The sequence below is a fragment of the Paenibacillus sp. ACRRY genome (genome assembly GCF_022346995.1).
Lineage (GTDB): Bacteria > Bacillota > Bacilli > Paenibacillales > Paenibacillaceae > Paenibacillus.
The window spans coordinates 42,334-68,295 of record NZ_JAKRNM010000017.1 but is presented as its reverse complement, the minus strand read 5'-3'; the positions used below and the strand labels follow the sequence as shown (position 1 = coordinate 68,295).

Genomic DNA, 25,962 nt, shown 5'->3' with positions numbered 1-25,962 from the left:
CTTGCATGTATTAGGCATGCCGCCAGCGTTCGTCCTGAGCCAGGATCAAACTCTCCAATAAAGTATTGAAAAGAGCGATTAGCTCATTTTGAATCTGACGAGATTAAAAATCTCATTGTTGATCTTGCAAGCAAGATCATTTACTCACTCGTTGTTCAGTTTTCAAAGATCAAACGTTGTTTGCATCCGAGCGTTGTTCTCTTCAGCAACTTTTATATCTTATCACATCCGAACCAATTTAGCAAGCACTTTTTTTAAGTTTCTTTCGAAGCTTTTCAATTTGCTTACCGCACCGTGTTTCTAGTGTTTTCTTGGCCGGAATTAGAATATACCATGTACGCATTTTTTATGCAAGTACTTTTTCGAAAAAGATTGCATATTCTAATTCGGCTCTCAGTAACATCCCTTTTTTTAAAAAACTTAGGTTCGCTGATTTCTTTGGTCAATCCCTTCATGGATATATACAAATGATCACATTGAGTGCCATTTACATGCTGATATATAATTTCTGATTAATTCTCTTATTCTCTACTCGACTTTCCTTGCAGGCATCTTCTTTGGCCAGAAGGTATAGCTGAAACTGATTATGAAGTCGATGACCACTATAACTCCCCATACTCTTACGATATTATTGAATGTTTCGGTACGGGCAGGATCACCAATCCACCAGATCATAATCAATAAGAAAGAACTCCCTATGATGTAGGCAGCCAGATGTCGTAACCATCCATGGCGTTCCTGACTCGCATGTTCGCTTCCGTATGCTTTCCTATTGCGTGGGTTCTCCCCGCCTCTGAACCAAAATAGAAAGTATCGATCTGCCCACGCAATCATCTGATGACCAAAAGCAATACTAACACCTATATATATGGCTGCAATACCATGAACCATACTTGCCGTAGCGCCTCTTTGCAGATCCACAACCGTAGCCACTAATAACAGTAAATCAATGATAGGCGTCGCCATCAGTAAAGCCATCCCCAGGCGTTTCATACCTAGCAGGTATCTTACACATAATCCGGCAGCAACGAAAATCCAAAAGGCAATTTCACATCCTATTATAAAATAGGCAATCACTATAACCCCTCCCTTTATAACACAATTGTGCTAAATACAATTTAACACATTTGTATTATATTAAGCAATAGTGTTATAATTCACATATGCCTAAAATAGTAGATCATGACAAACAGCGGCTCCTTGTCGCTGAAGCGGCTTGGCGCATCATACGCAGAGATGGTATGGAACAAGCATCTGTCCGAAATATTGCTGAAGAAGCGGGAATATCCGCCGGTTCAATGCGTCACTATTTCTCAACTCAATCCGAGTTACTCCTATATGCAATGAATCTGGTATCCGAAAGGGTATCAAACCGAATTCAGCAGATGTCATTCAACGGCTCTCCTATGGAGAATATGAAACTCCTTCTGCTCGAATTCATGCCTAACACGGACGAAAAAATGGCCGAAATGGAGGTGTGGTTTGCTTTTACAGCCAAGTCCAAAACTGATCCAGCCCTCAAAGCACTTGCAGACAAGGTATATGATGAAATCAGACAAGCCATGGCTACTGTAATCATGTACCTTGTTAAACATAACCTCTCACGAACGGATTTTAACGAAGAACTGGAGATAGAGCGTCTCTATGCCTTGGTGGACGGACTATCCATTCACGCTGTGCTCAGACCCGATCAGATGACCTCTGAAATTATGGAAAGTGCTCTTTCTTTACATCTCGCCTCATTGTGTCGGGCAGAAGAATAAAAGCTTGGTGCTATTTTATTACAACTAGACTTAACGAAAGCTTGAACAACAGAAGACATACCCATAAAACAAAAAAACCGTCAGACGTTTCGAGTCCAATTCCTGTTAGTGCAGGAGGTAGACCGCTGTCTGACGGTTTTTCTCTATCCGATAATAATCCGGCCTTCCGGATGACGGTACAACTTCTTCTCTTTACGCGGACGAAGGGCATACGCAATGGTTAATGGTCCGATCCGGCCAACAAACATCGTAAAACAGATGATGACTTTTCCTATATCCGTTAATTCATGTGTGACTCCTACGGACAGACCCACTGTACCTATCGCGGAAGCAGCTTCAAACATCAGTGGCAGGAATGGGGCATCCTCCGTTGTAAGCAGGAGCATGACCACAATCATGAAGATGATTAACGAGACCATAATGATGGTCAATGCCCTCATGAGCAGTTCTTTGGGAACACGAGAACGGAAAAACACAATATCCTTATTGCCGCGAATCATGGCATATACCGCTCCAATCATGATCAGGAACGTCGTTGTCTTAATTCCGCCACCGGTTGAACCCGGCGAAGCTCCAATAAACATGAGCAGTATGAAGAAAAACTGGGTCGCTTGTCTCATCTCCGTTATATCAATCGAGCTTGTTCCAGACGATCTCGTAGAAACAGACTGGAAGATGGAAGCATAGACCTTCTCAGGCCAGCTCAACGAAGCAAGCGTATGTCCATTAGTGAATTCAAAGATAAACACCACAAGGGCTCCAATACCAATCAACGCACCCGATACGGAAAGTACCAGCTTCGACTGGAGCGATAAACGGCGACGTTTATGAAATTCAAACAGGTCATTCAGAACCACAAAGCCCAGTCCACCAGATATAACGAGCACAGATGCAGTCAGGTTAAACAACAAGTCACCGGTATAATACTGAAAACTGTTGCCAAACAGATCAAACCCACCGTTATTAAACAGTGATACCGAGTGAAATATTCCATAATAGGCCGCTTGTCCCAGAGGCATTTCCGCTGCCCAGCGCAAAGCCAGGATGACAGCAGCCACACCTTCAATCGTGAAGGAAAAGATCAGCACCTTACGAATAATGCGCACAATACCTTCCATGCTGTCTGCATTAATGGCCTCTTTCAAAAGCAGTCTGTCTTTGAGGGATATCCGTTTACCCAGGACAAGTGCAAACAGTGTTGCAATGGTCATGAAGCCGAGCCCGCCAAGCTGCATGAGTACCATGATGACAATCTGTCCAAATAGATTAAACGTCGTTCCTACATCCACAACGACAAGTCCGGTCACGCATGCTGCTGAAGTCGCTGTAAATAACGCATCAATGAACGCCAGATGCTCACCGCTTTGGTTCGAAATAGGCAGCATCAGCAGGATGGTACCAATAGAGATAATCAGCAGGAAACCACCAACCAAGATAAGCGGGGGTGACAGAAATTTGGCAATGTGAAGCCTGAATTTCATGAAGGGCACCTCCTTTAACATAATACAATCTGTAATCAGATCAAAACGAATCAAGGAACCTTGGAAAGCTTCCTATGTAAACCTAAAGAGGAACTTGCCCCAGCATGATACTGAATGGCAGGTTCCTCTTCTATTATGAACGTATAATATGTTCCTTATTATTCTTGCGTACGTGGACGCATGTGAGGGAAGAGCAGTACGTCACGAATGGACGGTGAGTTGGTGAGCAACATGATCAGACGATCGATCCCGATACCCAATCCGCCTGTTGGCGGCATTCCGTATTCGAGTGCACGGATGAAGTCGTCATCCATTTCATGTGCTTCATCATTCCCGTGTTCTTTCTCCAGCAGTTGGGCTTCAAAGCGTTGACGTTGATCAATCGGATCATTCAACTCAGTGAAGGCATTTGCGTGCTCGCGTCCAACGATAAACAGCTCGAAGCGGTCTGTGAAACGCGGATCTGCATCGCTTTTCTTCGCCAGCGGAGAAATCTCAACCGGGTGCCCCATAATAAATGTTGGCTGAATCAGCGTTTCTTCAACAAACTGTTCGAAGAATGCATTCAAAATGTGGCCAAACGTCATATGCGGCTCAACCGGAACCTTGTGCTCTTTGGCCAGCTGATGAGCTTCTTCATCCGTCATTTGCACGGAGAAGTCCACACCTACAACTTCCTTAACTGCATCTACCATCGTTACACGGCGCCATTGCGGAGTAAGGTCTACTTGGTAATCAGCATATTGAATCACCTGTGTTCCAAGCACTTCCTGTGCAATATGAGCAACCAGATTTTCAGTCAATTGCATGATATCTTTATAGTCGGCATAAGCCTCATACAGCTCAATCATCGTGAATTCAGGGTTGTGACGAGTCGACATCCCCTCATTCCGATAGACACGGCCGATTTCGTACACTTTTTCGAGACCGCCTACGATCAGACGTTTCAAGTGAAGCTCAATCGCAATACGCATGTACAGCTCCATGTCGAGTGCATTATGATGCGTAATAAACGGACGTGCAGCCGCACCACCAGCGATGCTGTGCAGTGTAGGAGTTTCCACTTCAAGATAACCAAGGGAGTCCAGGTAGCGGCGCATCGACTGAATAATTTTGGAACGTGTAATAAAGGTCTGTTGTACTTCCGGGTTCATGATCAGGTCAACATAGCGCTGACGATAACGCAGCTCTACATCGGTAAGACCATGATATTTATCCGGAAGCGGGTACAGCGACTTGGACAGTACTTCCAAATCTTTAACTTTAACAGATGTTTCACCCGTTTTAGTCTTGAAGACTACGCCGCTAACCCCAACGATATCACCAAGGTCCAGCAGGCTAAAAGCTGCAAACTTGTCCTCAGATACCGTATCCTGACGAACATAGATCTGGATTCTGCCGCTCAGGTCCTGAATATGTGCAAAGCTTGCTTTACCCATTCCCCGCTTCGCCATAATCCGTCCGGCAATACTGACTTCGATCTGCTTCTCTTCCAGCTCTTCCTTGGTCAGTGTTTCATACTTCTTCAGAATAGAACCGGCTTCTTCGGTACGTACGTATTTTTGGCCAAAAGGGTCGATTCCCAATTTGCGGAGCTCGTCCAATTTGTCGCGGCGAATTTGCAAAAGCTCGCTAAGTTCGGTTTCCTGATTCAAGACTTCATCCGTCATGATCTATATTCATCTCCTTATTTACATTGCAGACATCCTCAGATGTGTTCTTCCTCAAATGTTGAAAAAAGCTTCCCTAAGGAAGCTTTTGTCTCAGTGCCCGACTGCTTCATTACAATATACTGACTATTGCTTCTTAATATCTACAATTTTATATTGAATTACGCCAGCTGGTACGCTTACGTCAACAACAGTACCTTTTTTCTTACCCAAAATGGCTTTTCCAACAGGGCTTTCGTTCGATATTTTGTTCTGAAGCGGATTGGATTCCGCGGTACCTACAATTGTGTACTCTGTAATGTCTCCGAATTCCAGATCTTCTACAGTTACCGTTGCACCTACACTTACCGCATCGGTATCAATTTCATCGCTGTTGATGATCCGCGCATTACGGAGCATTTTCTCCAGAGTAATGATACGACCCTCAATGAAGGCCTGCTCATTCTTCGCGTCTTCATATTCGGAGTTTTCACTGATATCGCCATACCCGATGGCTACTTTGATCCGTTCAGCCACTTCGCGGCGCTTAACCGATTTCAGTGTTTCCAGTTCTTCTTCCAGCTTCTTGAGTCCCTCTTGTGTAAGGATAACTTCCTTATCGCTCATCTCAACCGATTCTCCTGTCATGGGAATAATTTGATTGCACGGCAACGGAACCAGTGCTGTTTACAGAGCTCCGACCGCATATATCTTCAAAACTATATGAAGTTCTCCAGAGAAACAGAACGTTCCTCCTGATGCACTAGCCTTATAACGCACATGGCGAATTTATACTGTGAAATTATAGGGGAACGGTCTCGAAAAGTCAATGTTACACCCCTTGTATCTGTAAACGTTTTACAGGACAGGATCAGGATGCATTTTCGGCTACCGCTGATTCCACATCACCGTGCTCTTCATTTTGCATTTGGCCTACAAAGTTCTCCAGAATCTGCACCATCTCATCACGTTTGGTTCCTTCCATAATAACGTCCTTGATGCGTGCAGAACCTTTCAATCCTTTCAGGTACCAAGCCAGATGTTTACGCATCTCCTTCACCGCTACAGCCTCATTCTTCAGAGCAATCAGACGGTCCATATGGAGAATGGCAACACGGATTTTCTCTTCTGCACCCGGATCAGGAAGCAATTCTCCGGAACTCAGGTATTGAATAGTACGATACAGCATCCATGGATTACCCAGTGCAGCTCGGCCGATCATGACCCCATCACAGCCTGTTTCGTCCAGCATGCGACGTGCATCTTCCGGTGAAGATACATCTCCGTTCCCGATCACCGGGATGGAGACTGCTTCTTTTACATTTTTGATATGGGACCAGTCTGCTGTACCTGTGTAGAGTTGCTCACGTGTACGGCCATGCACACTTACCGCCTGACCTCCAGCGCGTTCTACCGCGAGTGCATTTTCAACTACGAAGATGTGCTCATTGTCCCAGCCGATACGCATCTTGACGGTCACGGGCTTCTCGACTGCATCCACTACAGCGGATACCATATCATAGATTTTGTTCGGATCAAGCAACCAGCGCGCTCCTGCATCACAGTTCGTTACTTTTGGCACAGGGCATCCCATATTGATGTCGATGATGTCTGCGTTGGTTTCTTTGTCCACAATCTTGGCTGCTTCAACAAGCGCTTCACGGTCTCCGCCAAAAATCTGCAGGCTCAGCGGTTTCTCCCGCTCATCTACAAACAACATCTCACGTGTACGCTTGTTGCCATGCACGATGGCTTTGCCACTTACCATTTCCGCACATACAAGCCCTGTTCCGAATTCTTTTGCAATCAGGCGAAAAGCCGGATTACACACGCCAGCCATCGGCGCAAGTACGACCTGGTTTTTCATTTCAATGCCACCGATTTTCAGCATTTCTGTGTTTCTCTCCTTCTAAATACCGCAGATTCTTGCATGAACCCCGGTTATGTTGTGCTATATACAATCAACGATTAACGATATGTGTCTTTGTAAAACATGTTATATGACTCATGAGTGACTACAGTGAATTATCTCTACTTGCCCTGCAATTCTTCAACGCTGATGTTCAGCACGCTCGCAATGCGATCCAGCTCTTGTTCGGATACCTTGCGGTTCCCCCGTTCAATCGTTCCCAGAATAGCTAGCGATATGCCAGTACCAGCTGCAAGTTCCTGTTGTGTTAAACCTTTCAGCTTCCGAAAGGCCCGGATGCGGCTCGCCAGTTGCACGTTTTCCAAAGCTGTATTCCATCCTTTCCATCCAGTACAGACAACGATGAGTGTACATAGGTATACAAGCCTGAAAGCTCGCCTTCAGGTACGATATCTGACAATGGAACAAGCACAAATGCCCGTTCGCCCATCCGCGGATGTGGTAATTGAAGCAATTCGGTATCCCGACTCTGCCCATCCATCCAGAGCAAATCGAGGTCTACTGTCCGAGGGCCCCAGCGAATATCGCGAACTCGCCCAAGCCGATTTTCGATATCAAGCAATTCGGTCAGGAGCTGCTCGGGAGTAAGACGCGTCTGTACAGCAGCCGCCATATTCAGAAAAGATGGCTGATCCACATAACCTACAGGCTCTGTCTCATATAGCGATGAACAACGAAGGACCTCTATTTCATGGTGCGCATCCAGTAACGTCAACGCTTCAAGCAGCGTCTGTTCCCGGTCACCCAAATTGGCCCCTAAAGCAATATAAGCCTCTGAATATTCAGAGGTCGAATGTGCAATCATGATCGGTTCTCACTTTCTTGTGCGGCGAAGCTCTACTGTCACGCCCTCAAAATGAATATCAAACGGTGGATGCGGCTTCGTCACCTTAACTGTCAATGCATTGATAATAGTATAAGTGTCCAGTAACGAAGATGCAATATGTTCGCCCAAAGCTTCAATTAACTGGAATGATTTGTTTTCAACGATATGTTTCACAAGTTCATGAATTTCTGCATAGTTGATCGTCTTGGTCAGATCATCGTTACGTCCGGCATCACCCAGATCCATATCAATCTCCAGATCAATATAGTAGCGCTGTCCGAGCTTCCGCTCTTCTGCAAAAACACCATGATATCCGTAATATTCCATCCGATGCAGTACCATTCTATCCATAAGATCCGCCCGCCTTCTATAATATTGAGATTGTGTGCTACTACTCGTTCATTACCTCGTGCAAAACGCTACGCTCCAGAGCGGGTCCATCGGACCCGCCAGGTTATTTCCTCCGCAGACCCGGAGAGGCATACAACATGGCATCACACATGTCTGCCGTCCGCCGAATCGGCTTCACATCATGAACCCGAACCATCTGGCAGCCTTGGGCGATGCCGAATGCAACCGTTGCTGCCGTCCCTTCTACTGTGTCATTTGCCTGCACTTGAAGGGTATTCTGAATGAATCGCTTGCGTGAAGTAGCCAGCAGAACCGGATACCCCATCTCGTTAAGAAGTCCAAGGGAAGACATCAGAGTCAGATTCTCCGTCAGATCCTTCACGAAACCAATACCCGGGTCGAGAATAATCTGATCCGGATGCACTCCGGCGTCCAAGGCAATTTGAATGCTTTCTTGCAGATCCTGAACCACATCATCCAGATAACTTGTGTAATCCCGTTCGGGTCTATTGTGCATCAAAATGATTGGACATCCCAGATCTGCAGCCGTGCGGGCCATATCCGGGTCTGCCTTGGCTCCCCATACATCATTAATTATGTGAGCACCGGCTAGGATAGCCTGACGTGCAACTTCCGCCTTATAGGTATCCACGGATATTGGAATATGCGGAGCCTGAAGCTTCAATGCTTCGATCACAGGTATAATTCGGCTGAGCTCTTCCTCGGCACTGACGGTCTCCGACCCTGGGCGTGTCGACTCGCCTCCGATATCAACCAGATCTGCCCCATCCTCCATCATCTGTATCGCATGGGTAACTGCCAGGTCTACCTGATTGTAGCGTCCTCCATCAGAGAAGGAATCTGGCGTAACATTAAGGATGCCCATGATCTGTGTCCGTGTACCAAGCTTGAGTTCAGCTGGCCCCCATGAATAATTCCGTTCGTAAATGACTGGTGTGAGTGTCATGAAGTATACCCCGCTTTCTGACGGTACATACCCAGAAGTGCTGCTGTAACCGGGCCGATATGTCCGTTGCTGATTATCGTTTCGTTTCCGTTCTGTCCTCGTAAAGTCGTAACCGGCACAATCTCTGCTACCGATCCTGTCAAGAATATCTCATCTGCTTCCTGCAGCTCATTCCAGGTGTACAAGCCCTCGACGCTGGCTAATCCCATATCAGCTGCAAGTTCCAGAACAGCTGCCCGAGTAATGCCTGGTAAAATCCCAGTCTCTGTGGATGGTGTATGGAGAACACCCTGTCTCACCCAGAATACATTGCTGACAATGCCTTCAGCCACATGGCCTTCCCGGGTCAGCTGCAGGCCTTCCGCCCCTTGAGCAAGCTTGCCGTATCCATTCAATTCCCGTTTGGCCATGATGCTGTTCATGTAGTGCAGTGATTTGAATCGTATATTCCCTTCAGGTGTGTTGCGCACCGTCGATAAGCATTGAAGCATTCTGCCCTTCTCGTATAAGGATGGAGAGGGCTCAGGTAATTCTTTTGCAAATACAATATGATTGGGGCGTTCATAATCCCCGGAGGGCAATCCTAACGCAGCTTCACCTGCCGAAACCGTGTATCTTACATAGGCATCCTGAAGCCCGTTTGCCTGCAGCAGGTGGTTAATCCAGTTCTTCACTTCATCCACTGTCGTTGTAAACGGGATTCCAAGCTCCGCACAACCTGCAGCCATTCGTTCCAGATGGCGTTCCAGCAAGAAGGGGACACCCTGATAAGTCCGAAAAGTCTCGAACAAGCCCAGTCCGTACAAAAAGCCGTGATCCGTCACCGGAACCACGGCTGCCGCCATATGGACCACATTCCCGTTTATCGCGGCGTACTGCATCCCTATACCTTCACCTTCTGAGACAGAAAGTTACGCAGCATCTGATGCCCATGATCTGTAATAATCGATTCAGGATGGAACTGTACGCCCTCAATGGCAAACTCCTTATGGCGCAGTCCCATAATTTCACCTTCTGCCGTCTCGGCTGTGATCTCCAGGCAATCCGGCAAACTGCTGCGCTCTACAATAAGGGAGTGATAGCGTGTTGCCGTAAACGGGGAAGGCAGTCCGGCAAAGACAGACGTTCCATGATGATGCATTTCCGAGGTTTTGCCATGCATCATGCGATCTGCACGAATGACGTTGCCTCCAAAAGCCTGTCCAATGGCTTGATGCCCTAGACAAACGCCAAAGATCGGAATACTACCCTTGAAGTGATCAATGACAGCCAGACTGATGCCTGCTTCATTCGGGGTACAAGGTCCTGGAGAGATCAAAATATGATCAGGTGCGAGTGCCTCAATGCCTGCCAGATCAATCTCATCATTCCGGCGAACCTCCACCGTCTCTCCCAGCTCACCCAAATATTGAACCAGGTTATATGTGAAGGAGTCGTAATTGTCGATAACCAGTATCATATTCTTGTTCCTCCTCTTCTTCCGTCATGTAATGACGGTTGCTTCGATTAGTTTAGTTTGACTGCTTCCGCTTGCTCACTGTAGTTCACGGCCCTCATCATGGCCCTTGCCTTATTCCGGCACTCCTTGTATTCCCGATACGGGTCGGAGTCAATAACAATGCCTGCTCCCGCTTGAACATAGCCCACTCCATCCTTGATGGCCAGTGTTCGGATGACGATGTTCAGCTCCATATTCCCACTGTAGTCCATCCACCCGATGGATCCTGTATAGGGGCCTCTCCGCACAGGCTCAAGCTCCTCAATAATTTCCATAGTCCGTACTTTGGGAGCGCCAGTAATCGTTCCACCAGGGAATGTGGCTGCAATGACATCGAAAACGGACAAACCATCAGCAAGCCTCCCCTCCACTTGGGAAACCAGATGCATAACATGCGAGTACTTCTCGATGGTCATCAGTTCGGGTACATGAACCGACCCATAGGCTGCAATGCGCCCAATATCATTGCGCTCCAGATCAACCAGCATAATATGCTCGGCCCGTTCCTTCTCACTGTTCAACAGCTCTGCCGCCATGGCTTCATCCTCAGCTGTGTCACGACCTCTTCTCCGTGTGCCCGCAATTGGGCGTGCACTTACCTTGCCGTTATCCACTTTGACAAGAAGCTCCGGTGAACCACTCACCAGTTGAAAGTCCGGACTGCGAAGCATTCCCATATAAGGCGATGGGTTCACAAGACGCAGCCATTCGTATATATGCTCGGCACTGGATTGGATTTGCTTTTCCTGCCGCAGCGAAAGGTTTACTTGGAACACATCACCCTGCCGGATATATTCCTGCACGGTACGTACAGCCTGTTCGAAATCTTGTTGGGGAAATGATGTCTGCCATCCTTCTGCTTCCCTGTCCGCATCTTCCTGCTTCTGCGCCAGATGCATGTGCCTGCTGCGATGCTCCAATGCTTGCTGCTGCTCCTCTGCCTGAGCAAAGCCCACAATATGCAGCCACCGCTGCCTCATGGCTTCAGCTCGCTCTTCGGCTTCTGCATACAAGACTTGAAGGTGAGACTCGTCCGGTTCAGCTCTTAGCGGCAGATGGACCATGCAGTACAGTGCCTCTTGTTCATGGTCATATGCCCAGAGCTCTTCAAAGCGCATCCACCAGTAGTCAGGTAAAGCGGGATTGTCTTCAGCCAATGTTGGCAGCTTCTCCAGTGATCTGGCTACGTCATAACTGAGGTAACCTGCACTCCCCCCACCAAAGTCCGGAGCCCCACTCACTTTGGGGGCACTGTACGGAGCAGACCACCTTTTTAATACGTCCAGCGGCTTACCCGTATCTGTGGACGTGAATCCTTTTTTCAGATCATAAATCACTGCTTCATGTCCCTTGCCTGAAATAACGGATACCGGGTGCAATCCCAGAAATGTATATCTTCCGCCCTTCCCGTTCTCCAGCACCATGGAATAGGGCGAAGCCTTGTGCCAAGCTGCTTCCCATGTTAACGGTAAACCGCCATGAACCGGTCCCTCATCCGACTTGATCATATACGGCATCATGGTCCATCCTTGTCTGGCCCAGTCTGTCCAGTCGGCGTATGTTGTCATCAGGTGTGTCATTGCGGTTAGCCGCCCTCCATCTGTCGCTAGTTCTATTGTCTGATAGTATACTAAAGCGCCGCATCTTTTAAAAGCATTCAGCAAAAAATCCCCCATACCCAGCATGTGGGTACGGAGGATTGATAGCATTATACTTATGCTTAAGCTTCGAAGTTGTATAGTGGTGTGCTGAGGTAACGCTCTCCGTTACTTGGCACGATAACAACAACACGTTTGCCTGCACCCAGTTGTTTGGCTACTTGCAGACCTGCACGAATTGCTGCACCGGAAGAAATACCGGACAGAATGCCCTCTTCCTTCGCTACCTGACGAGCCGTTTCGAACGCATCATCATTCTCAATGTGAATGATCTCGTCATAGATTTCCTGATCCAGAATCTCAGGAATGAAGTTTGCACCGATTCCTTGGATTTTGTGAGGACCCGGCTTGCCGCCTGCCAGAATTGGAGATGCGGCTGGCTCTACAGCAATTACTTTGATCGAAGGGAAGGCTTCTTTCAACACTTCGCCTGTACCTGTAATTGTTCCACCAGTACCTATCCCTGCAACAAAGGCATCCAATGTACCACCAACAGATTGAATCGCTTCAACGATCTCAGGACCTGTTGTTTCACGGTGAATTTTTACGTTTGCTTTATTCTTAAATTGCTCAGCCATGAAGTACGTTGGGTTTTCCTTAAGCAATTCTTCTGCTTTTTTGACAGCACCGTTCATTCCCTCGGATCCGGGCGTGAGCACCAGCTCAGAACCATAGGCACGAAGCAAGTTACGACGCTCCAAGCTCATCGTTTCAGGCATAACAATGACAGACTTGTAGCCTTTGGCTGCAGCTACCATTGCAAGACCAATCCCTGTGTTACCGCTAGTTGCTTCAATGATGGTATCACCTGGTTTCAACTTGCCTTCTTTTTCCGCTTCTTCCACGATGCTGATCGCGATACGGTCCTTAACGCTCGAACCTGGATTCTGATACTCAAGTTTCACGAATACTTCAGCACTGCCCTCAGGTACGATACGGTTGAGACGAACAAGCGGAGTACCTCCGATGAGTTCTGTTACGTTATTAACAACTTTAGCCATATGAATGCCCTCCTTAGTGGGATGAATAATACTTAAGTCCTGTTGCTTATATTGTGCGGCCGGAGCAGCCTCTTGATGTTATAGAAGAACTGCGGATATCCCTTACTCCACCTGGCCCTAACCATGGAATGGATCTGAGGTCTCCGAAGGTTTCTTAGGGTTTAAACATTGCTTTTAATCCGAGTAAACGAGTAGGTATTTATTATTTTTATCTTATCAACGTTGCGCGTCATTGTCAATATGAGTACTCAAAAAAATACTCTGTCCTGGGCCCTAAGCCTGTAGACAGAGTATTTTTATCACGATGCAGCATCCCAACTCATCCATGGATCAAAAAGATCAGGAAGCAGGAATTTCGGCAATAATCACGGCTTCATATTTGTTGCGCAGCCTCTCTTCCACCTGGGGAAGTGGATCGGCCTGGCTCAGAGCCAACTGCATCCGGATATCTTCGCGCACCTCTTCTGCGGATTGAACCTGGGCATCCTGCTTATCGTTTAATTTGATAATGGCATATGCATCTTCGACCTGCACTGGCCCAGCAATATCACCCACATCCAATTGTTCAGCCAGGTTCATGACGTCTTCCGGCTGAAACGGATCATTCTGTTCAATCCAGCCAAGCCGCCCTCCAGCATCACGAGTGAAGCTGTCTGTTGATTCAGCTCTTGCCATATCTTCGAAGTCTGCACCCTGCCCCAAATCATCCAGTAACGAATCGGCTTGCTCTTCATCTTCCACCATAATCATGGACAGATCGTATTTCTCGGGAGAGATAAAGTCCTCGCGATGCTCGTCCCAATAATGCTCAATGTCTGCATCCTTGACCTGAATGCCGCTCGTAGCAATTTTCTCCAACAAAAGTCGATAACCAGCTTCCAGTTCAAGCTCTTGTCTCGTCAAGCCAAGCTGGGACTTCATCTCGTCAAAGTACGCCTGCTCCGAATCATAGCCATCCATCGCAACAGTCAGTTCCTTTGCTATTTCCTCTGGCGTGACTGTCAGGTTCCGATCAACAGCCTCTGCATAAACCGCTTTGCGGTTCAGCATCTGAAGGAGCATGTCGCTACCATAACGTCGTTTTAGCGCATCGGTCCATTCCTTGTCAGTAATGACCTCTCCGTTAATTGTGGCAATGGCACTCCCTTCTTCCTGACCTTTATCATGAGGTGCATCTGCATCATCCCGACCTGATCTCATACCCTGGACAACCATTACCGTCCCCATCACCAGCATGCCGAGGGTCAGGACAATAACAGCTGTCCACAGCCCTTTTTCCTGTCTCGTCATTCCGCGTCCCGTCCCCGCTTATATCAGTTCTTGGCTTGCTCTAGAATGGTCTCGAGTTGTTCCTTATTGAAATCATAAGCTTCATTGCAGAACTGGCATACTACTTCTGCTTTGCCTTCTTCTTCGATCAGTTGCTCCATTTCGTGCTGACCTAGACTGATCAACGTTTTTTCGACCCGTTCACGGGAACATTGACAGCGGAAATGAATGTCCATTCCATCCATAACCTGTACATCCGGCAGTACACGCTTCAGCAATTCTTCCAGTTCAAGCCCTTGCTCCAGCAGCGTCGTCACAGCAGGCAACGTGCCGATAGAATTCTCAATAACGGTAATTTCATCGTCGGTCAGCCCTGGCAGCAGCTGTATAATGAATCCGCCGGAGACAATGACAGAATTATCAGTATCGACAAGCACGCCAACGCCTACAGCTGAAGGAGTCTGCTCCGATTTGGCAAAATAGTATGTGAAGTCTTCGCCCAGCTCTCCCGAAACAATCGGTACACTGCCACGATAAGGCTCCTTCAGGCCAAGGTCCTTCGTTACGTTCACGAAGCCCTCTGTACCCACAACGCCTCTAACGTCAAGCTTACCCATACTGTTGCTAGGTAAATGTACATGCGGATTCGTCACATAGCCACGCACTTCCCCTTTGGCATTCGCATCGGCAACAATCTGTCCAATGGGACCGTCTCCCTTGACCTGAATGGTCAGCTTCTCTTCACCTTTAAGCATTGCACCCATGATGGCTGCAGTTGTTACCGTACGCCCCATGGCAGCTGTAGCCGTGGGAAACGTATCATGTCTTCTGCGCAATTCCTCAACCAACTCTGTTGTTTGGACAGCAAAGGCTCTAACCCGTCCTTCCATTGCTGTACCTCGAATCAAGCGGTCCTGTTTGTTGTTTTCCAAGTCATTCAGCCTCCTTTGGCGTATACTATAGTATCTCTGATACACGATATATAAATTGAATATAATATTCGTTCAACTTATAAATCCGTTCAATTTACAGAAAAAACGGCACAATACGTAAGACTGTAAAATCAGCCCGCTGCATGCCGTCTCTTTCCTTACCTTTCCCGGTTCCGCTCATAAATGATACGCAGCCCTTCCAGCGTAAGCAGCGGATCGACTTCCTCGATGCTGCGTGTTTCCTCTGCAATCAGCGGTGCAAGCCCCCCGGTTGCAATAACTTTGGGCTGTACGCCCATCTCTGTACGAATGCGATCAACAATCCCGTCGACCTGTCCAGCATAGCCGTAAATGATACCAGCCTGCATGGCATGCACCGTATTGCGTCCTATAACCTTCTTGGGCTTCTCCAGTTCGATGCGAGGCAGCTTGGATGCCCGCTCATAGAGCGCTTCAGTGGCAATATGAATGCCCGGTACGATGGCTCCCCCAAGGTAGTTGCCCTTCTCATCAATACAGTCGAAGGTCGTCGCAGTACCAAAATCAACAACCACAAGTGGACCACCGTATTTCTCAACAGCTGCCACTGCATTAACAATGCGATCTGCGCCTACCTCACGCGGATTCTCGTACCTTAGGTTTAGGCCGGTTTTGATGCCAGGTCCCACAACCATCGGCTTTTTGCCAACATATTTTTCACACATCGTTTCCATCACATGCACAAGAGGAGGAACCACCGATGAGATGATGACTCCTTCAATGTCGCGTGTTGATATATCCGACATATGAAATAAATTATAAATCAATACGCCGTATTCATCCACTGTGGACTGACGGGATGTGCTCAGACGAAAATGGTGGAGCAACGACCGGCCTTGATACACGCCGAGTACAATATTACTGTTGCCCACGTCTACAACAAGAATCAAAGAGGTTCACCCCTCTTTCTTTTCGTTTAAATCTAGGCTGATATCAAGGCTCTCGAAAGAATAGGTTAACCTTCCAACCGAAATTACATCCACACCACTCTCGGCAATTCCACGGATTGTATCCAGAGAGACATTGCCTGATGCCTCCACCTTCACATGCGGAGCCTGTTTACGAATAACCGTAACGGCCTCACGCATCTGATCCGGATGCATATTGTCCAGCATAATAATATCCGCACCTGCATGCAAGGCTTCGTTCACCTGCGTCAGATTTTCTGTCTCCACCTCAATAGTCATCGTATGAGGAATGACTTCTCTTGCCCGCTTCACGGCTTCTGTAATGCCGCCTGCTCCTTTAATGTGATTATCCTTAATCATAACGGCATCGTACAATCCGAATCGGTGATTCGCCCCTCCACCGACCCGTACTGCATATTTTTCAAGCATGCGGTGACCAGGGGTTGTTTTGCGTGTATCAACCAATCGGGTAGAGAGGCCCTCTAATGCATCAACATATGAACGTGTGCGCGTTGCAATACCAGACATGCGTTGCAGGAGGTTCAGCGCCAGGCGCTCACCTGTAAGTAAACTATGGGTGCTTCCTTCCACTTCGGCCAAAGTTGTTCCCCGAGTAACCTCATCTCCATCTTGTACCATCGGTCTAAATACGAGGAATGGGTCAACCACCTGAAATACCAGTTCAGCTACCGAAATGCCCGCGATGAACCCATGGTCTTTAGCATGAATAACTGCCTTGGATTGATGGCCTGCCGGAATCGTCACACTTGTAGTAACATCCCCTGCACCCACATCCTCGCGAAGCCAATTTTTGATGGATTCGATGAGTCCTTCATTATATCCGTTCAGTATCATGACATCAATTCCTCCACAATCGCTTGTTCTCTTTGCTGCAAACTATGCTTCTGCCAAGCCGTATCATCACGAAGCGGGTAATCCTCACGGTAATGTGCTCCCCGACTCTCCTGACGATGTAATGCTCCACTGGTGACCAGCCAAGCACAGGTCAAAAGATTGGCGTATTCCATCTCTTCCTTGTGTGTCAGCAAATAATTGAAGATGTCCATTTCCATCTCCAGTTTATCCAGGGCTCCCTGTAAGCTGGCACCGTTACGTCTGAGACCAACCTGACGAACCATCATCTTCTGCAAACGCAAGCGCCGTTCCGAAATTGGCTGCTGCTCTTCCCATTCTCTATTTCCGACACTATGCGGCAAAGGTTTTTTAATCTGAATTAAATTCAGCGGTGGCAGTGTTTGAATGCGTTCAAAAATTCTGTGCCCAAAAACAATGGCTTCAGACAATGAGTTACTCGCCAGACGATTGGCTCCGTGGACTCCCGTTGAGGAAACCTCACCACAAGCAAACAACCTTCCAATGCTGCTCTCCCCGTTCAAATCCGTTTTAACGCCGCCCATCATATAGTGTGCTGCAGGAGCAACCGGAATCCAGTCTGTGGTCATATCCAGTCCGTACCGCATACATGTCTCATATATGGTAGGGAATCGATGCTTGATTAACTCAGCCGATTCATGAGTAATATCCAGATACACGAATGTACTGTTCGTCGCCTCCATCTCACTAACAATCGCTCTTGCAACAATATCGCGCGGAGCGAGCTCAAGCTGTGGATGATAACGTTCCATAAAACGCTCACCTTTGATATTTCGCAGAAACGCTCCTTCGCCCCGTACCGCTTCAGAAACCAAGAAGCGCGGAGCACCCGGATAACATAGGGATGTCGGGTGAAATTGGATGAATTCCATATCCCGAATGACTGCACCTGCACGATATGCCATGGCAACGCCATCAGCCGTAGCTACCTCCGGATTGGTTGTATAGCGGTACAATTGCCCTGCCCCACCGGAGCAGAGAACCGTAGCACGCGCTTTTACAAACACCTTTTCACCGTTCGATTTCTGGACCAGAGCCCCAACACATTCTCCGTGATCCGTGATCAAATCAATGACAAAATGCTCATCCCAGACTTCAATACCTGAATGTGCACTCGCCTGAGCTGCAAGAGCCCTTACGATCTCATATCCAGTCGCATCGCCATTTGCATGCAAAATACGGCGGTGACTGTGCGCACCTTCCTGCGTCAACGCCAGCTCGCCGTTCTCCACATCAAACAATGTGCCCAGACGGATCAGTTCCTGCACTCCATCTGGGCCTTCGTTTACCAATGCTTCCACTGCCTCGCGGCGACACAGGCCCGCTCCAGCCACAAGTGTATCCTGTAGATGGTATGCAGGGGAGTCATCTTCAGCGATTACCGCAGCGATGCCTCCTTGCGCATAACGGGTATTGCTCTCCAGTAATGACTTCTTCGTGATCATCAATACCTGATTATGTTTGCTTGCCCTGATGGCTGTATACAATCCGGCAATGCCAGAACCAATAACCAATACATCCGTCTCCACCGCTGGCAGCTGGGACAGATCAAAATCCACTAAATATTGCGGTATCATCCTATTCACCTGTCTCGGAGCAAGAGTAGCGCATGCTACTTCACCAGTAACATGCGCTCTAGCGATTCTCTAGCTTTGTCGGCAACGGCCGGTGGTACGTAAATTTGTGGCTTCATCGTTTCCAGGCATTTAACCAGTTTCTTCAGGTTATTGACCTTCATGTTTGGACACACCAGGAACTTGGTGGCAAAATGAAACTCTTTATCCGGGCTATCCAGTCGCAGCTGGTATCCTGTACCATCTTCCGTTCCTACGATAAATTCCTTGGCGGAAGAATTTTTGCAGTATTCAAGAATTGCTGTCGTGCTGCCTACAAAGTCTCCCATCTCCACGACTTCCGGACGGCATTCCGGGTGGACGACAAACTCGGCATTTGGATATTTGGCTCTCATCTCAACGACGTCTTTTACAGTCAGCATATCGTGTGTGTTGCAATACCCTTCCCAGATGATCATTTTTTTGTCTGTGTGCTGCTGAACATAATGTCCCAGGTTTTTATCCGGCACCCAGATAATCTCATCAGAATCAACAGATTGAATAACCCGGACTGCGTTGGCCGATGTACAACAGATGTCGGTCTCTGCCTTGATCTCAGCCGAGGAATTGATATACGTCACTACTTTTGCATTGGGATGCTGCGCTTTCAGTTTACGCAGGCCCTCAACATTGACCATGTCTGCCATGGGGCATCCTGCACGTTCATCCGGAATGATAACCGTCTTGTTCGGGGCCAAAATTTTAGCGCTTTCACCCATAAAGTGAACCCCGCAAAATACAATGACATCCGCATCTGTTTGCGCGGCTTTCTGTGCCAATAGGAATGAATCTCCACGAAAATCGGCTACTTCCTGTACTTCGTCACGTTGGTAATAATGAGCAAGAATAATAGCGTTACGTTCCTTCTTCAACTCCATCAGCCGCTCTCGCAGCTCCCGGTTCATCTCAGCCTTGCGCTCTAAAGCCAGAGCTTCCACCTGTGATCCTCTCCTTTGACGGGACAGCGCCATGCGCCGTTTCCTGTGACTATCTGCGTCGATATTTTCGCTTGAGAAACGAATCACAAGCGGTTTAACACCTAATGTACACAACGTTCACGACTCTGTCAATAAATGAAAAGGGCACAGAACAACACCTTAATCAACCATTTCCTGCGTAGTTCGCGCTCTAGCTCGCAGTTATCATTATCTCTGTAATTTGAATAAAACGCACAAAAAAAGAGAGCCTCTCGGCTCTCTTTGATCTGTTCTCAGAACAGGTTCTGTTAGACATTAAGATGTTGGCTTCGTACCGCCATCATCTGGGTCATTACTGTTGCCTTTATCCAGATTCGGAGCATCGTTAGGGATATCTCCGGCTGGTGGCTCAGGTGTTTCGTCTTTGCCTTGAATGCGAACACGCACATCACCGATATTATCGACGATTGGCTCTCCGCCTTCACTTGGCGTACCTTCGTTGTCATTATCGCTCTCCGGTTTTGGAGTCAGGGAACCTGTCTCGATCAATTGTTTGATCTGATCCATTTCCAGTGTCTCCACTTCAAGCAACGTTTGAGCGATCAAGTGCATTTCTTTGGAATGTTTTACGAGCAGGTCTTTACATTTCTCGTAACATTCATTGATAAAGCGCTGCATTTCCTGATCGATCTCATAAGCGATGGAATCCGAGTAATTCTGTTCATGGCCGATATCCCGTCCTAGGAATACCTGTCCTTGTGAACTTCCGAATTGCATAGGTCCCAATTTCTCACTCATACCGTACTCCATAACCATGCTGCGAACAATACCTGTCGCTTGCTGGAAGTCACTGTATGCACCAGTACCAATTTCACCAATGAACAATTCTTCTGCTACACGACCCCCGAGGAGCCCTGTTACTTTGTCCAAGAGTTCTTGCTTGGTTACCAGCATTCGGTCTTCTTTTGGCAACATGATTACATATCCACCCGCACGTCCGCGTGGAATGATGGTCACTTTATGTACCATATCGGCATGTTCCAGGAAGTATCCTACAATGGTATGGCCTGCTTCGTGATAAGCAACGATTCGTTTCTCACGATCACTGATGACACGGCTTTTCTTCTCCGTACCTACAATGACACGGTCGATCGCCTCATCTACCTCACGCATGGAAATATCTTTTCTGTTACGGCGTGCCGCAAGCAGTGCCGCTTCATTCAGGAGATTCTCAAGATCCGCACCAGAGAAGCCTGTTGTACGTTTCGCAATAATGTCCAGTTTCACATCTTTTGTGAGTGGTTTGTTGCGGGAGTGTACTTTCAGTACCGCTTCACGACCTTTTACATCAGGGCGGTCAACCGTGATTTGACGGTCAAAACGTCCCGGACGCAGCAAGGCAGGGTCCAAAATGTCTGCACGGTTCGTTGCAGCAACGATGATAATTCCCTCGTTAGCTCCGAATCCGTCCATTTCAACGAGCAACTGGTTGAGCGTTTGTTCACGTTCATCGTGACCACCGCCAAGGCCAGCTCCACGCTGACGACCCACAGCATCAATCTCGTCAATAAAGATGATACATGGGGCGTTTTTCTTTGCATTTTCAAACAAGTCACGTACACGGGATGCACCGACACCGACAAACATTTCGACGAAGTCAGAACCCGAGATACTGAAGAACGGCACACCCGCTTCACCTGCAACGGCACGAGCAAGCAACGTTTTACCAGTACCCGGAGGCCCCACGAGCAATACGCCCTTAGGAATCCGTGCACCTACAGCTGCGAATTTGCGAGGATCTTTGAGGAAGTCAACGACCTCAACAAGCTCCTGCTTCTCTTCGTCCGCACCTGCGACGTCTTCAAATGTAACCCGCTTCTTCTCTTCGTTATAGAGACGGGCACGGCTTTTACCAAAGTTCATTACTTTACCGCCGCCGCCTTGCGCCTGATTAAACAGGAAGAAGAACAGCAGGAACATAATGATCAAAGGAATAAAGGATGTCAGAAGTGTCAGCCAGATGCTGTCACCTCTCATTGGCTCCTGATTTAACTTGAAATTATTAGCTTCACTTGCCGCTACAAGCTCACTAATCGCTTCATCCGTAGGAGGAATGTACGTTGAGAAATTTTCTGATTTGGCTTCGCTAGGCTTCTCTCTATATTGACCGGTCACAAGAAAAGACTGACCGTCAAATTGAACCGTCAATTCCGAGATGTTGTTCGCCTTAACCGCCGTGCGCAACTGATCATATCTAGGATTATCTGTGGCTTCGCCGCCATTGCTGACGAACTGCACTATGCCCACCACGACTAAAAAAAGAATCAAATAAAAACCAGAATTCCGGATGAACCGATTCATCCCCTACCTCCTCTCGAGACACTTTAATTATTTTAACATAGCCCGACATGGCTTCTCAACAGAAGGCACGAGCAGAACTGGGCTTGGAACTAGCATGCTTATTAACTGCTGTATACTTCCGGTTTCAAAATCCCGATGTAAGGGAGATTCCGGTACTTCTCGGCATAATCCAAACCATATCCAACGATGAATGCATCAGGAATGTCAAAGCCGGTGTAATGAGCTTCAAGCTCCACCTTACGGCCTGAAGGTTTGTCAAAAAGCGTAACCACGCGCACCGTTTCGGCACCGCGATTTTGAAGCAGCTCAATCAAATAGCTGAGCGTAAGTCCACTATCGATAATATCCTCGACAATGAGAACCTCACGACCTTCAACCGAGACGTCGAGATCCTTGATGATCTTAACAACGCCTGACGATTTGGTGGATGCTCCATAACTGGATACTGCCATGAAATCCATTTCAACAGGTACCGTTATGTTTTTAACCAAATCAGCCATAAATATAAACGCACCCTTGAGCACACAAATGACCAAAGGATTGCGACCTGCATATTCGGCACTTAGTGTTGCGCCTAATTCCTTGACTTTACTTTGAATTTCTTCTTCACTGATCAATACTTCCTGAATGTCGTTCTGCAACTGTGCGAACCTCCTAAGTTATACTATGAAAGCCTTACCTGAACCATAACCACTACCCCTGAATCGCTGAATTGCCTACAGTCATGTACAGGATGGCGGAAGTATCCTCCTTCACCGGTGCAATATTCGACCGGCGAACACCCGGCAACCAGACAATGTTGCCTGCTCCGTCACAAACCACGGGAATACGCGGACGGACAGAGGGGGGGATTTTTTCATCGATGAAAATATTTTTCACCTTTTTGCTTCCGTTTAATCCCATGACTTTCATGGTATCTCCAGGTAACCGTGAACGCACAACCAGCGGCATGAGCAGTTGATCCGCATCAAATGCGGCCTGATCTGCCGTTTCCGGCACAAGATAGTCCTCGGGACTCATAGGAACGATCCGAAGATATCGGTCAATCTCCCTGAGTGAAAGCTCATAAGTTCCGTTCCATTGCACGAGACGATACTCGAAAGATTGATCCTGTACGTCTGTCCGTATGCCAAAGGAAACCAGATCATACTCCCGGGTACAAGCGAGTGTCTGTCCTAAATCTAGGCTCCAGGTCTTCGCATAAGGCTCTATTACCTTGCGGCGAATGGTTTCGATACGGGTAAAGTCGACAAAATCACTGTCCAAAGGCAGATAATTCAATATTAGTTTAATCAACCTTCGTTGTAAAGCGACATGTAACTTCAAAAAGGAAGGCACCTCAAAGGTTTGCCTTCCGCCGTTCACCTGCACTAGACACCTGTATGCGTCATATGCACTTTGTTCCATGAAATCGTCTTCATCGCCCACAATTTCGGCAAGCCGATTCAAAGACGGCGTGAGCTGTCCATTATATTGCCCCAAATAAGGAAGCACATCCAAGCGAATGGCATTACGCCGATATTTACGCTGGGAATTGCTTGCATCATTAAAGTACAGAAATCCCTGAGTATTACAAGCTTCTACAAGGTCTGTCTTGTTTATACGAAGACATGGGCGAATAAGTTCCACATTTTTTTCGCGCCGTTTAAACTTCATTCCGGACAGTCCAGTTAGTCCGCTGCCACGTAATAAATGAAGCATAACTGTCTCTGCCTGATCATCCGCATGATGTGCCAGAGCAATGCTTGCTGCACCATATTTGTCAGCTACCTCATGCAGAAATGCATACCGCCTATCGCGTGCCGCTTCCTGTGATCCCTTCCCTGTAAGCTTCATATAAGAAGGAATATCGGCCTTCACCCATTCAAAAGGAATGTTCAGCTGTGCTGCCATTTTCCCAACCATTTCGGCCTCTTCATCCGATTCTGTACGGAACCCGTGATGCACATGAGCACAGACCAGTTCCAGCGGAACATGTCTTGTACTGATCTCATGCATAATATGCAAAAAAGCCACCGAGTCCGGTCCGCCCGATACTGCGACGATGATCCGATCCCCGGGAACCCATAACTGATGCTCTTCCGCTGCCTCCAGCACATGATTCACCAGCTCATTCCAGCGTAAAGCCTCCATACCTGTTCCTCATTCCTTGCGTTATGTATATGCACCTGTAAAAATTAAAAACGCAGTGCATAGATGAGTACCCCAATAAGTAATATAACGGATACAGCGAATGCATTTTTTAGCCAGCGTGGTGTAGAGCTCGATGAACGCCGGCGAAGAGGTGTAGGCCGGGCCATCATGTCTTTCCAGGATTTGGCTGCATGTCCGGCATCCCGGAACTGTCCCCGAAGGGCCTGAATCGTCCAGTTACGAAACGGTCGCAGCCTTTCGCTGCGCTCCACCAGGGTCGTGAGCTGATTGACACTCCGCAGTTGTGGCAATCCTTCGGCAGCTAGCGCCTTGAGCGCTTCCCCCTCCAATACGTGAATCAGTAACAAAGCAAAAGCAAAGACATCGTAGGTGCCATCTGCTGTTCGGCTTCCGCCATTCCAGAAGCCCCTGTCATACCATTCGGTAAACTGTTTCACGCTTCGTCCAATCGACGTAACTCCACCATAATCAATGAGCTCCACTTGACCAAAATCGGATACCAGTACGTTCTGAGGCTTAAGATCGCCAAATACCCATCCCGCCTGATGTAATTGTGCCAGCTTCTGCAAGAGTCTAAGCCCAACCAGCAGCGTCCAGTCCGTCCCTTGACGCCTGATGAAGTGGTGAAGAGCTTCACCCCGAACATAACGCATCACATAAAAGGGAATATCCCGTCCCTGAATGGCATAATCGTCCACATCCTTGAGATAGGAAGGAATACCACTCTGCTTCAGGGCCTCATGATTACGCTGTAGCTGAAACGATTTGAGTACATTGATCTCTGATTGCAGATCGAACGGATCAAATCCCATCTTAAGTGCATAGTGTTTGCCATTCTCACCCCGCTGGACAAGAAAAACGATGCCGTTGGCGCCTTTGCCCAGCAGCTTGCGAATCGTATAACGGCTGCGATTCCATTTCCCCGTAATTACTGTTCCTGGCGGGAAAGAGGCATCAGACAACGTTGTCACCGAGCATCCCTTCTCTTTCAATGCGATAGTTCCCTTCTATTTCCTGCTGTCCCTCCAGTGTACCATAACGGTAAAAATCAATCACCTTCTGAATCGCAGGACCTGTCGGGGTCGCACCCTTCATCTGCAGACGTCCAAACAGCGAACGGACACTGCCCAGATCCGATGTCCAGTTGATATCCATCACAGCCTCTTCTCCACTATGGCGACCCGGGAAATGAAATACCGAGAGCTTGCTCTGCCCTACACGTGACTGCAAGCTCAACATCAAATCCCGGATTCCTTCTTCAACTGCAGCGAGCTTCGGCTTCATGCTTGCACTTACATCGATTAACAGAATGACCTGAAGAGGGGCCGTTTCAGCCAGGTTATCTATCACTTCTACCACCTGAGCACGCTGTGTAGGTTCAAGGTCAGTTACGGTTTTGGACACCTTCTCTCCCAGAATTTGTGTTAACTCTCTATTAACCGCCTGCTGAATGGTCTGAACCACCGTTTTCCTTGTCATCATCTGCATCGTATGGGCAAGCTGCCTTGTTCCGACAATCTGGCTGATTCCACCCCCAGCTTTGGCAATATCCTCAATCTCCCGGCTACCCAGTTCACCAATGGTCCCATAATCAATCACACCAACCACATTAACCGTAATTCCCTCTTCACGGGCTTCTGCCGCTGCCAGCACAGGACTTGTACCTACATTAGAACAACCGTCGGTGATCAACAAGATCTGCTTCATCCGAAATCCCTCCGTTTTTGTTACTCTCCAATTCTATGACTAGC

The 25,962-nt window shown here is 47.8% G+C and carries 25 protein-coding genes and 1 rRNA gene; 1 reads left to right on the top strand and 25 read right to left on the bottom strand.

The window, feature by feature from the left end; translation table 11 throughout:
- Positions 1-61, bottom strand: a 16S ribosomal RNA gene (locus MH144_RS28835); the annotation flags it as partial.
- Positions 62-528: 467 nt separating this feature from the next.
- Positions 529-966, bottom strand: coding sequence for a 2TM domain-containing protein (locus MH144_RS28830; protein ID WP_343226133.1), 438 nt, complete (start codon positions 964-966; stop codon positions 529-531).
- A 197-nt stretch (positions 967-1,163) separates the two neighbouring features.
- Between MH144_RS28830 and MH144_RS28825 the strand changes: the two genes are divergently transcribed.
- On the top strand, positions 1,164-1,763 hold the full coding sequence (locus MH144_RS28825) for a TetR/AcrR family transcriptional regulator (RefSeq protein WP_239305632.1): 600 nt from the start codon (positions 1,164-1,166) through the stop codon (positions 1,761-1,763).
- Positions 1,764-1,906: 143 nt separating this feature from the next.
- Here the strand turns inward: MH144_RS28825 and MH144_RS28820 are convergent, their stop codons facing one another.
- From MH144_RS28820 to MH144_RS28710, 23 genes are all read right to left on the bottom strand, one after another.
- Positions 1,907-3,244 carry a TrkH family potassium uptake protein gene (locus tag MH144_RS28820; protein ID WP_239305630.1) on the bottom strand — a complete coding sequence of 446 codons (1,338 nt, stop codon included), beginning with the start codon at positions 3,242-3,244 and terminating at the stop codon, positions 1,907-1,909.
- A gap of 158 nt (positions 3,245-3,402) precedes the next feature.
- Entirely contained in the window at positions 3,403-4,914 is a 1,512-nt protein-coding gene (lysS, locus tag MH144_RS28815) for a lysine--tRNA ligase (RefSeq protein ID WP_239305629.1), read from the bottom strand.
- Between the two features lie 126 nt (positions 4,915-5,040).
- Positions 5,041-5,520, bottom strand: a complete 480-nt coding sequence (gene greA / locus MH144_RS28810) for a transcription elongation factor GreA (RefSeq protein ID WP_095293395.1) — start codon at positions 5,518-5,520, stop codon at positions 5,041-5,043.
- A gap of 244 nt (positions 5,521-5,764) precedes the next feature.
- Positions 5,765-6,784, bottom strand: a complete 1,020-nt coding sequence (gene dusB, locus MH144_RS28805) for a tRNA dihydrouridine synthase DusB (protein ID WP_239305628.1) — start codon at positions 6,782-6,784, stop codon at positions 5,765-5,767.
- A gap of 140 nt (positions 6,785-6,924) precedes the next feature.
- The gene (locus MH144_RS28800; RefSeq protein ID WP_239305627.1) at positions 6,925-7,128 is read right to left on the bottom strand and encodes a helix-turn-helix domain-containing protein; all 204 of its coding nucleotides are present in this window, start codon (positions 7,126-7,128) and stop codon (positions 6,925-6,927) included.
- Positions 7,080-7,628 carry a 2-amino-4-hydroxy-6-hydroxymethyldihydropteridine diphosphokinase gene (folK, locus tag MH144_RS28795; protein ID WP_239305626.1) on the bottom strand — a complete coding sequence of 183 codons (549 nt, stop codon included), beginning with the start codon at positions 7,626-7,628 and terminating at the stop codon, positions 7,080-7,082. Before folK ends, MH144_RS28800 begins: the two co-directional genes overlap by 49 nt.
- Positions 7,629-7,637: 9 nt before the next feature.
- Positions 7,638-8,000, bottom strand: a complete 363-nt coding sequence (gene folB, locus MH144_RS28790) for a dihydroneopterin aldolase (RefSeq protein ID WP_239305625.1) — start codon at positions 7,998-8,000, stop codon at positions 7,638-7,640.
- Positions 8,001-8,103: 103 nt separating this feature from the next.
- Positions 8,104-8,967, bottom strand: coding sequence for a dihydropteroate synthase (gene folP, locus MH144_RS28785; protein WP_239305624.1), 864 nt, complete (start codon positions 8,965-8,967; stop codon positions 8,104-8,106).
- Positions 8,964-9,848, bottom strand: coding sequence for an aminotransferase class IV (locus MH144_RS28780; protein WP_239305623.1), 885 nt, complete (start codon positions 9,846-9,848; stop codon positions 8,964-8,966). The genes folP and MH144_RS28780 overlap by 4 nt, the downstream gene beginning before the upstream one ends.
- Before the next feature lie 2 nt (positions 9,849-9,850).
- Positions 9,851-10,426, bottom strand: coding sequence for an aminodeoxychorismate/anthranilate synthase component II (gene pabA / locus MH144_RS28775; RefSeq protein ID WP_095293379.1), 576 nt, complete (start codon positions 10,424-10,426; stop codon positions 9,851-9,853).
- A gap of 47 nt (positions 10,427-10,473) precedes the next feature.
- A complete protein-coding gene (locus MH144_RS28770) occupies positions 10,474-12,045 on the bottom strand; it encodes an anthranilate synthase component I family protein (RefSeq protein WP_239305622.1) in 1,572 nt (523 codons plus the stop codon).
- A gap of 140 nt (positions 12,046-12,185) precedes the next feature.
- Positions 12,186-13,124: a cysteine synthase A gene (gene cysK, locus MH144_RS28765; RefSeq protein ID WP_110756311.1), complete on the bottom strand. Its 939-nt coding sequence runs from the start codon at positions 13,122-13,124 to the stop codon at positions 12,186-12,188.
- A gap of 339 nt (positions 13,125-13,463) precedes the next feature.
- The gene (locus MH144_RS28760; RefSeq protein WP_239305621.1) at positions 13,464-14,414 is read right to left on the bottom strand and encodes a peptidyl-prolyl cis-trans isomerase; all 951 of its coding nucleotides are present in this window, start codon (positions 14,412-14,414) and stop codon (positions 13,464-13,466) included.
- A gap of 23 nt (positions 14,415-14,437) precedes the next feature.
- A complete protein-coding gene (gene hslO / locus MH144_RS28755) occupies positions 14,438-15,325 on the bottom strand; it encodes an Hsp33 family molecular chaperone HslO (protein WP_275440357.1) in 888 nt (295 codons plus the stop codon).
- 158 nt (positions 15,326-15,483) lie between these two features.
- Positions 15,484-16,254 (bottom strand): type III pantothenate kinase, encoded by a 771-nt coding sequence (locus MH144_RS28750; RefSeq protein WP_095293374.1) that lies wholly within the window; start codon positions 16,252-16,254, stop codon positions 15,484-15,486.
- Positions 16,255-16,260: 6 nt separating this feature from the next.
- Positions 16,261-17,127 carry a carboxylating nicotinate-nucleotide diphosphorylase gene (gene nadC, locus MH144_RS28745; RefSeq protein ID WP_239305620.1) on the bottom strand — a complete coding sequence of 289 codons (867 nt, stop codon included), beginning with the start codon at positions 17,125-17,127 and terminating at the stop codon, positions 16,261-16,263.
- Positions 17,124-18,743 carry an L-aspartate oxidase gene (gene nadB / locus MH144_RS28740; protein WP_239305619.1) on the bottom strand — a complete coding sequence of 540 codons (1,620 nt, stop codon included), beginning with the start codon at positions 18,741-18,743 and terminating at the stop codon, positions 17,124-17,126. Before nadB ends, nadC begins: the two co-directional genes overlap by 4 nt.
- Positions 18,744-18,778: 35 nt before the next feature.
- Entirely contained in the window at positions 18,779-19,717 is a 939-nt protein-coding gene (gene nadA, locus MH144_RS28735; protein ID WP_239305618.1) for a quinolinate synthase NadA, read from the bottom strand.
- A 294-nt stretch (positions 19,718-20,011) separates the two neighbouring features.
- The gene (gene ftsH, locus MH144_RS28730) at positions 20,012-22,057 is read right to left on the bottom strand and encodes an ATP-dependent zinc metalloprotease FtsH (RefSeq protein WP_239305617.1); all 2,046 of its coding nucleotides are present in this window, start codon (positions 22,055-22,057) and stop codon (positions 20,012-20,014) included.
- Between the two features lie 101 nt (positions 22,058-22,158).
- Entirely contained in the window at positions 22,159-22,698 is a 540-nt protein-coding gene (gene hpt, locus MH144_RS28725) for a hypoxanthine phosphoribosyltransferase (RefSeq protein ID WP_127540872.1), read from the bottom strand.
- 52 nt (positions 22,699-22,750) lie between these two features.
- Positions 22,751-24,190, bottom strand: coding sequence for a tRNA lysidine(34) synthetase TilS (gene tilS, locus MH144_RS28720; RefSeq protein WP_239305616.1), 1,440 nt, complete (start codon positions 24,188-24,190; stop codon positions 22,751-22,753).
- 44 nt (positions 24,191-24,234) lie between these two features.
- Positions 24,235-25,182 (bottom strand): serine/threonine protein kinase, encoded by a 948-nt coding sequence (locus MH144_RS28715; RefSeq protein ID WP_239305615.1) that lies wholly within the window; start codon positions 25,180-25,182, stop codon positions 24,235-24,237.
- Positions 25,166-25,918 (bottom strand): vWA domain-containing protein, encoded by a 753-nt coding sequence (locus MH144_RS28710; protein WP_239305614.1) that lies wholly within the window; start codon positions 25,916-25,918, stop codon positions 25,166-25,168. Before MH144_RS28710 ends, MH144_RS28715 begins: the two co-directional genes overlap by 17 nt.
- Positions 25,919-25,962: the final 44 nt, after the last annotated feature.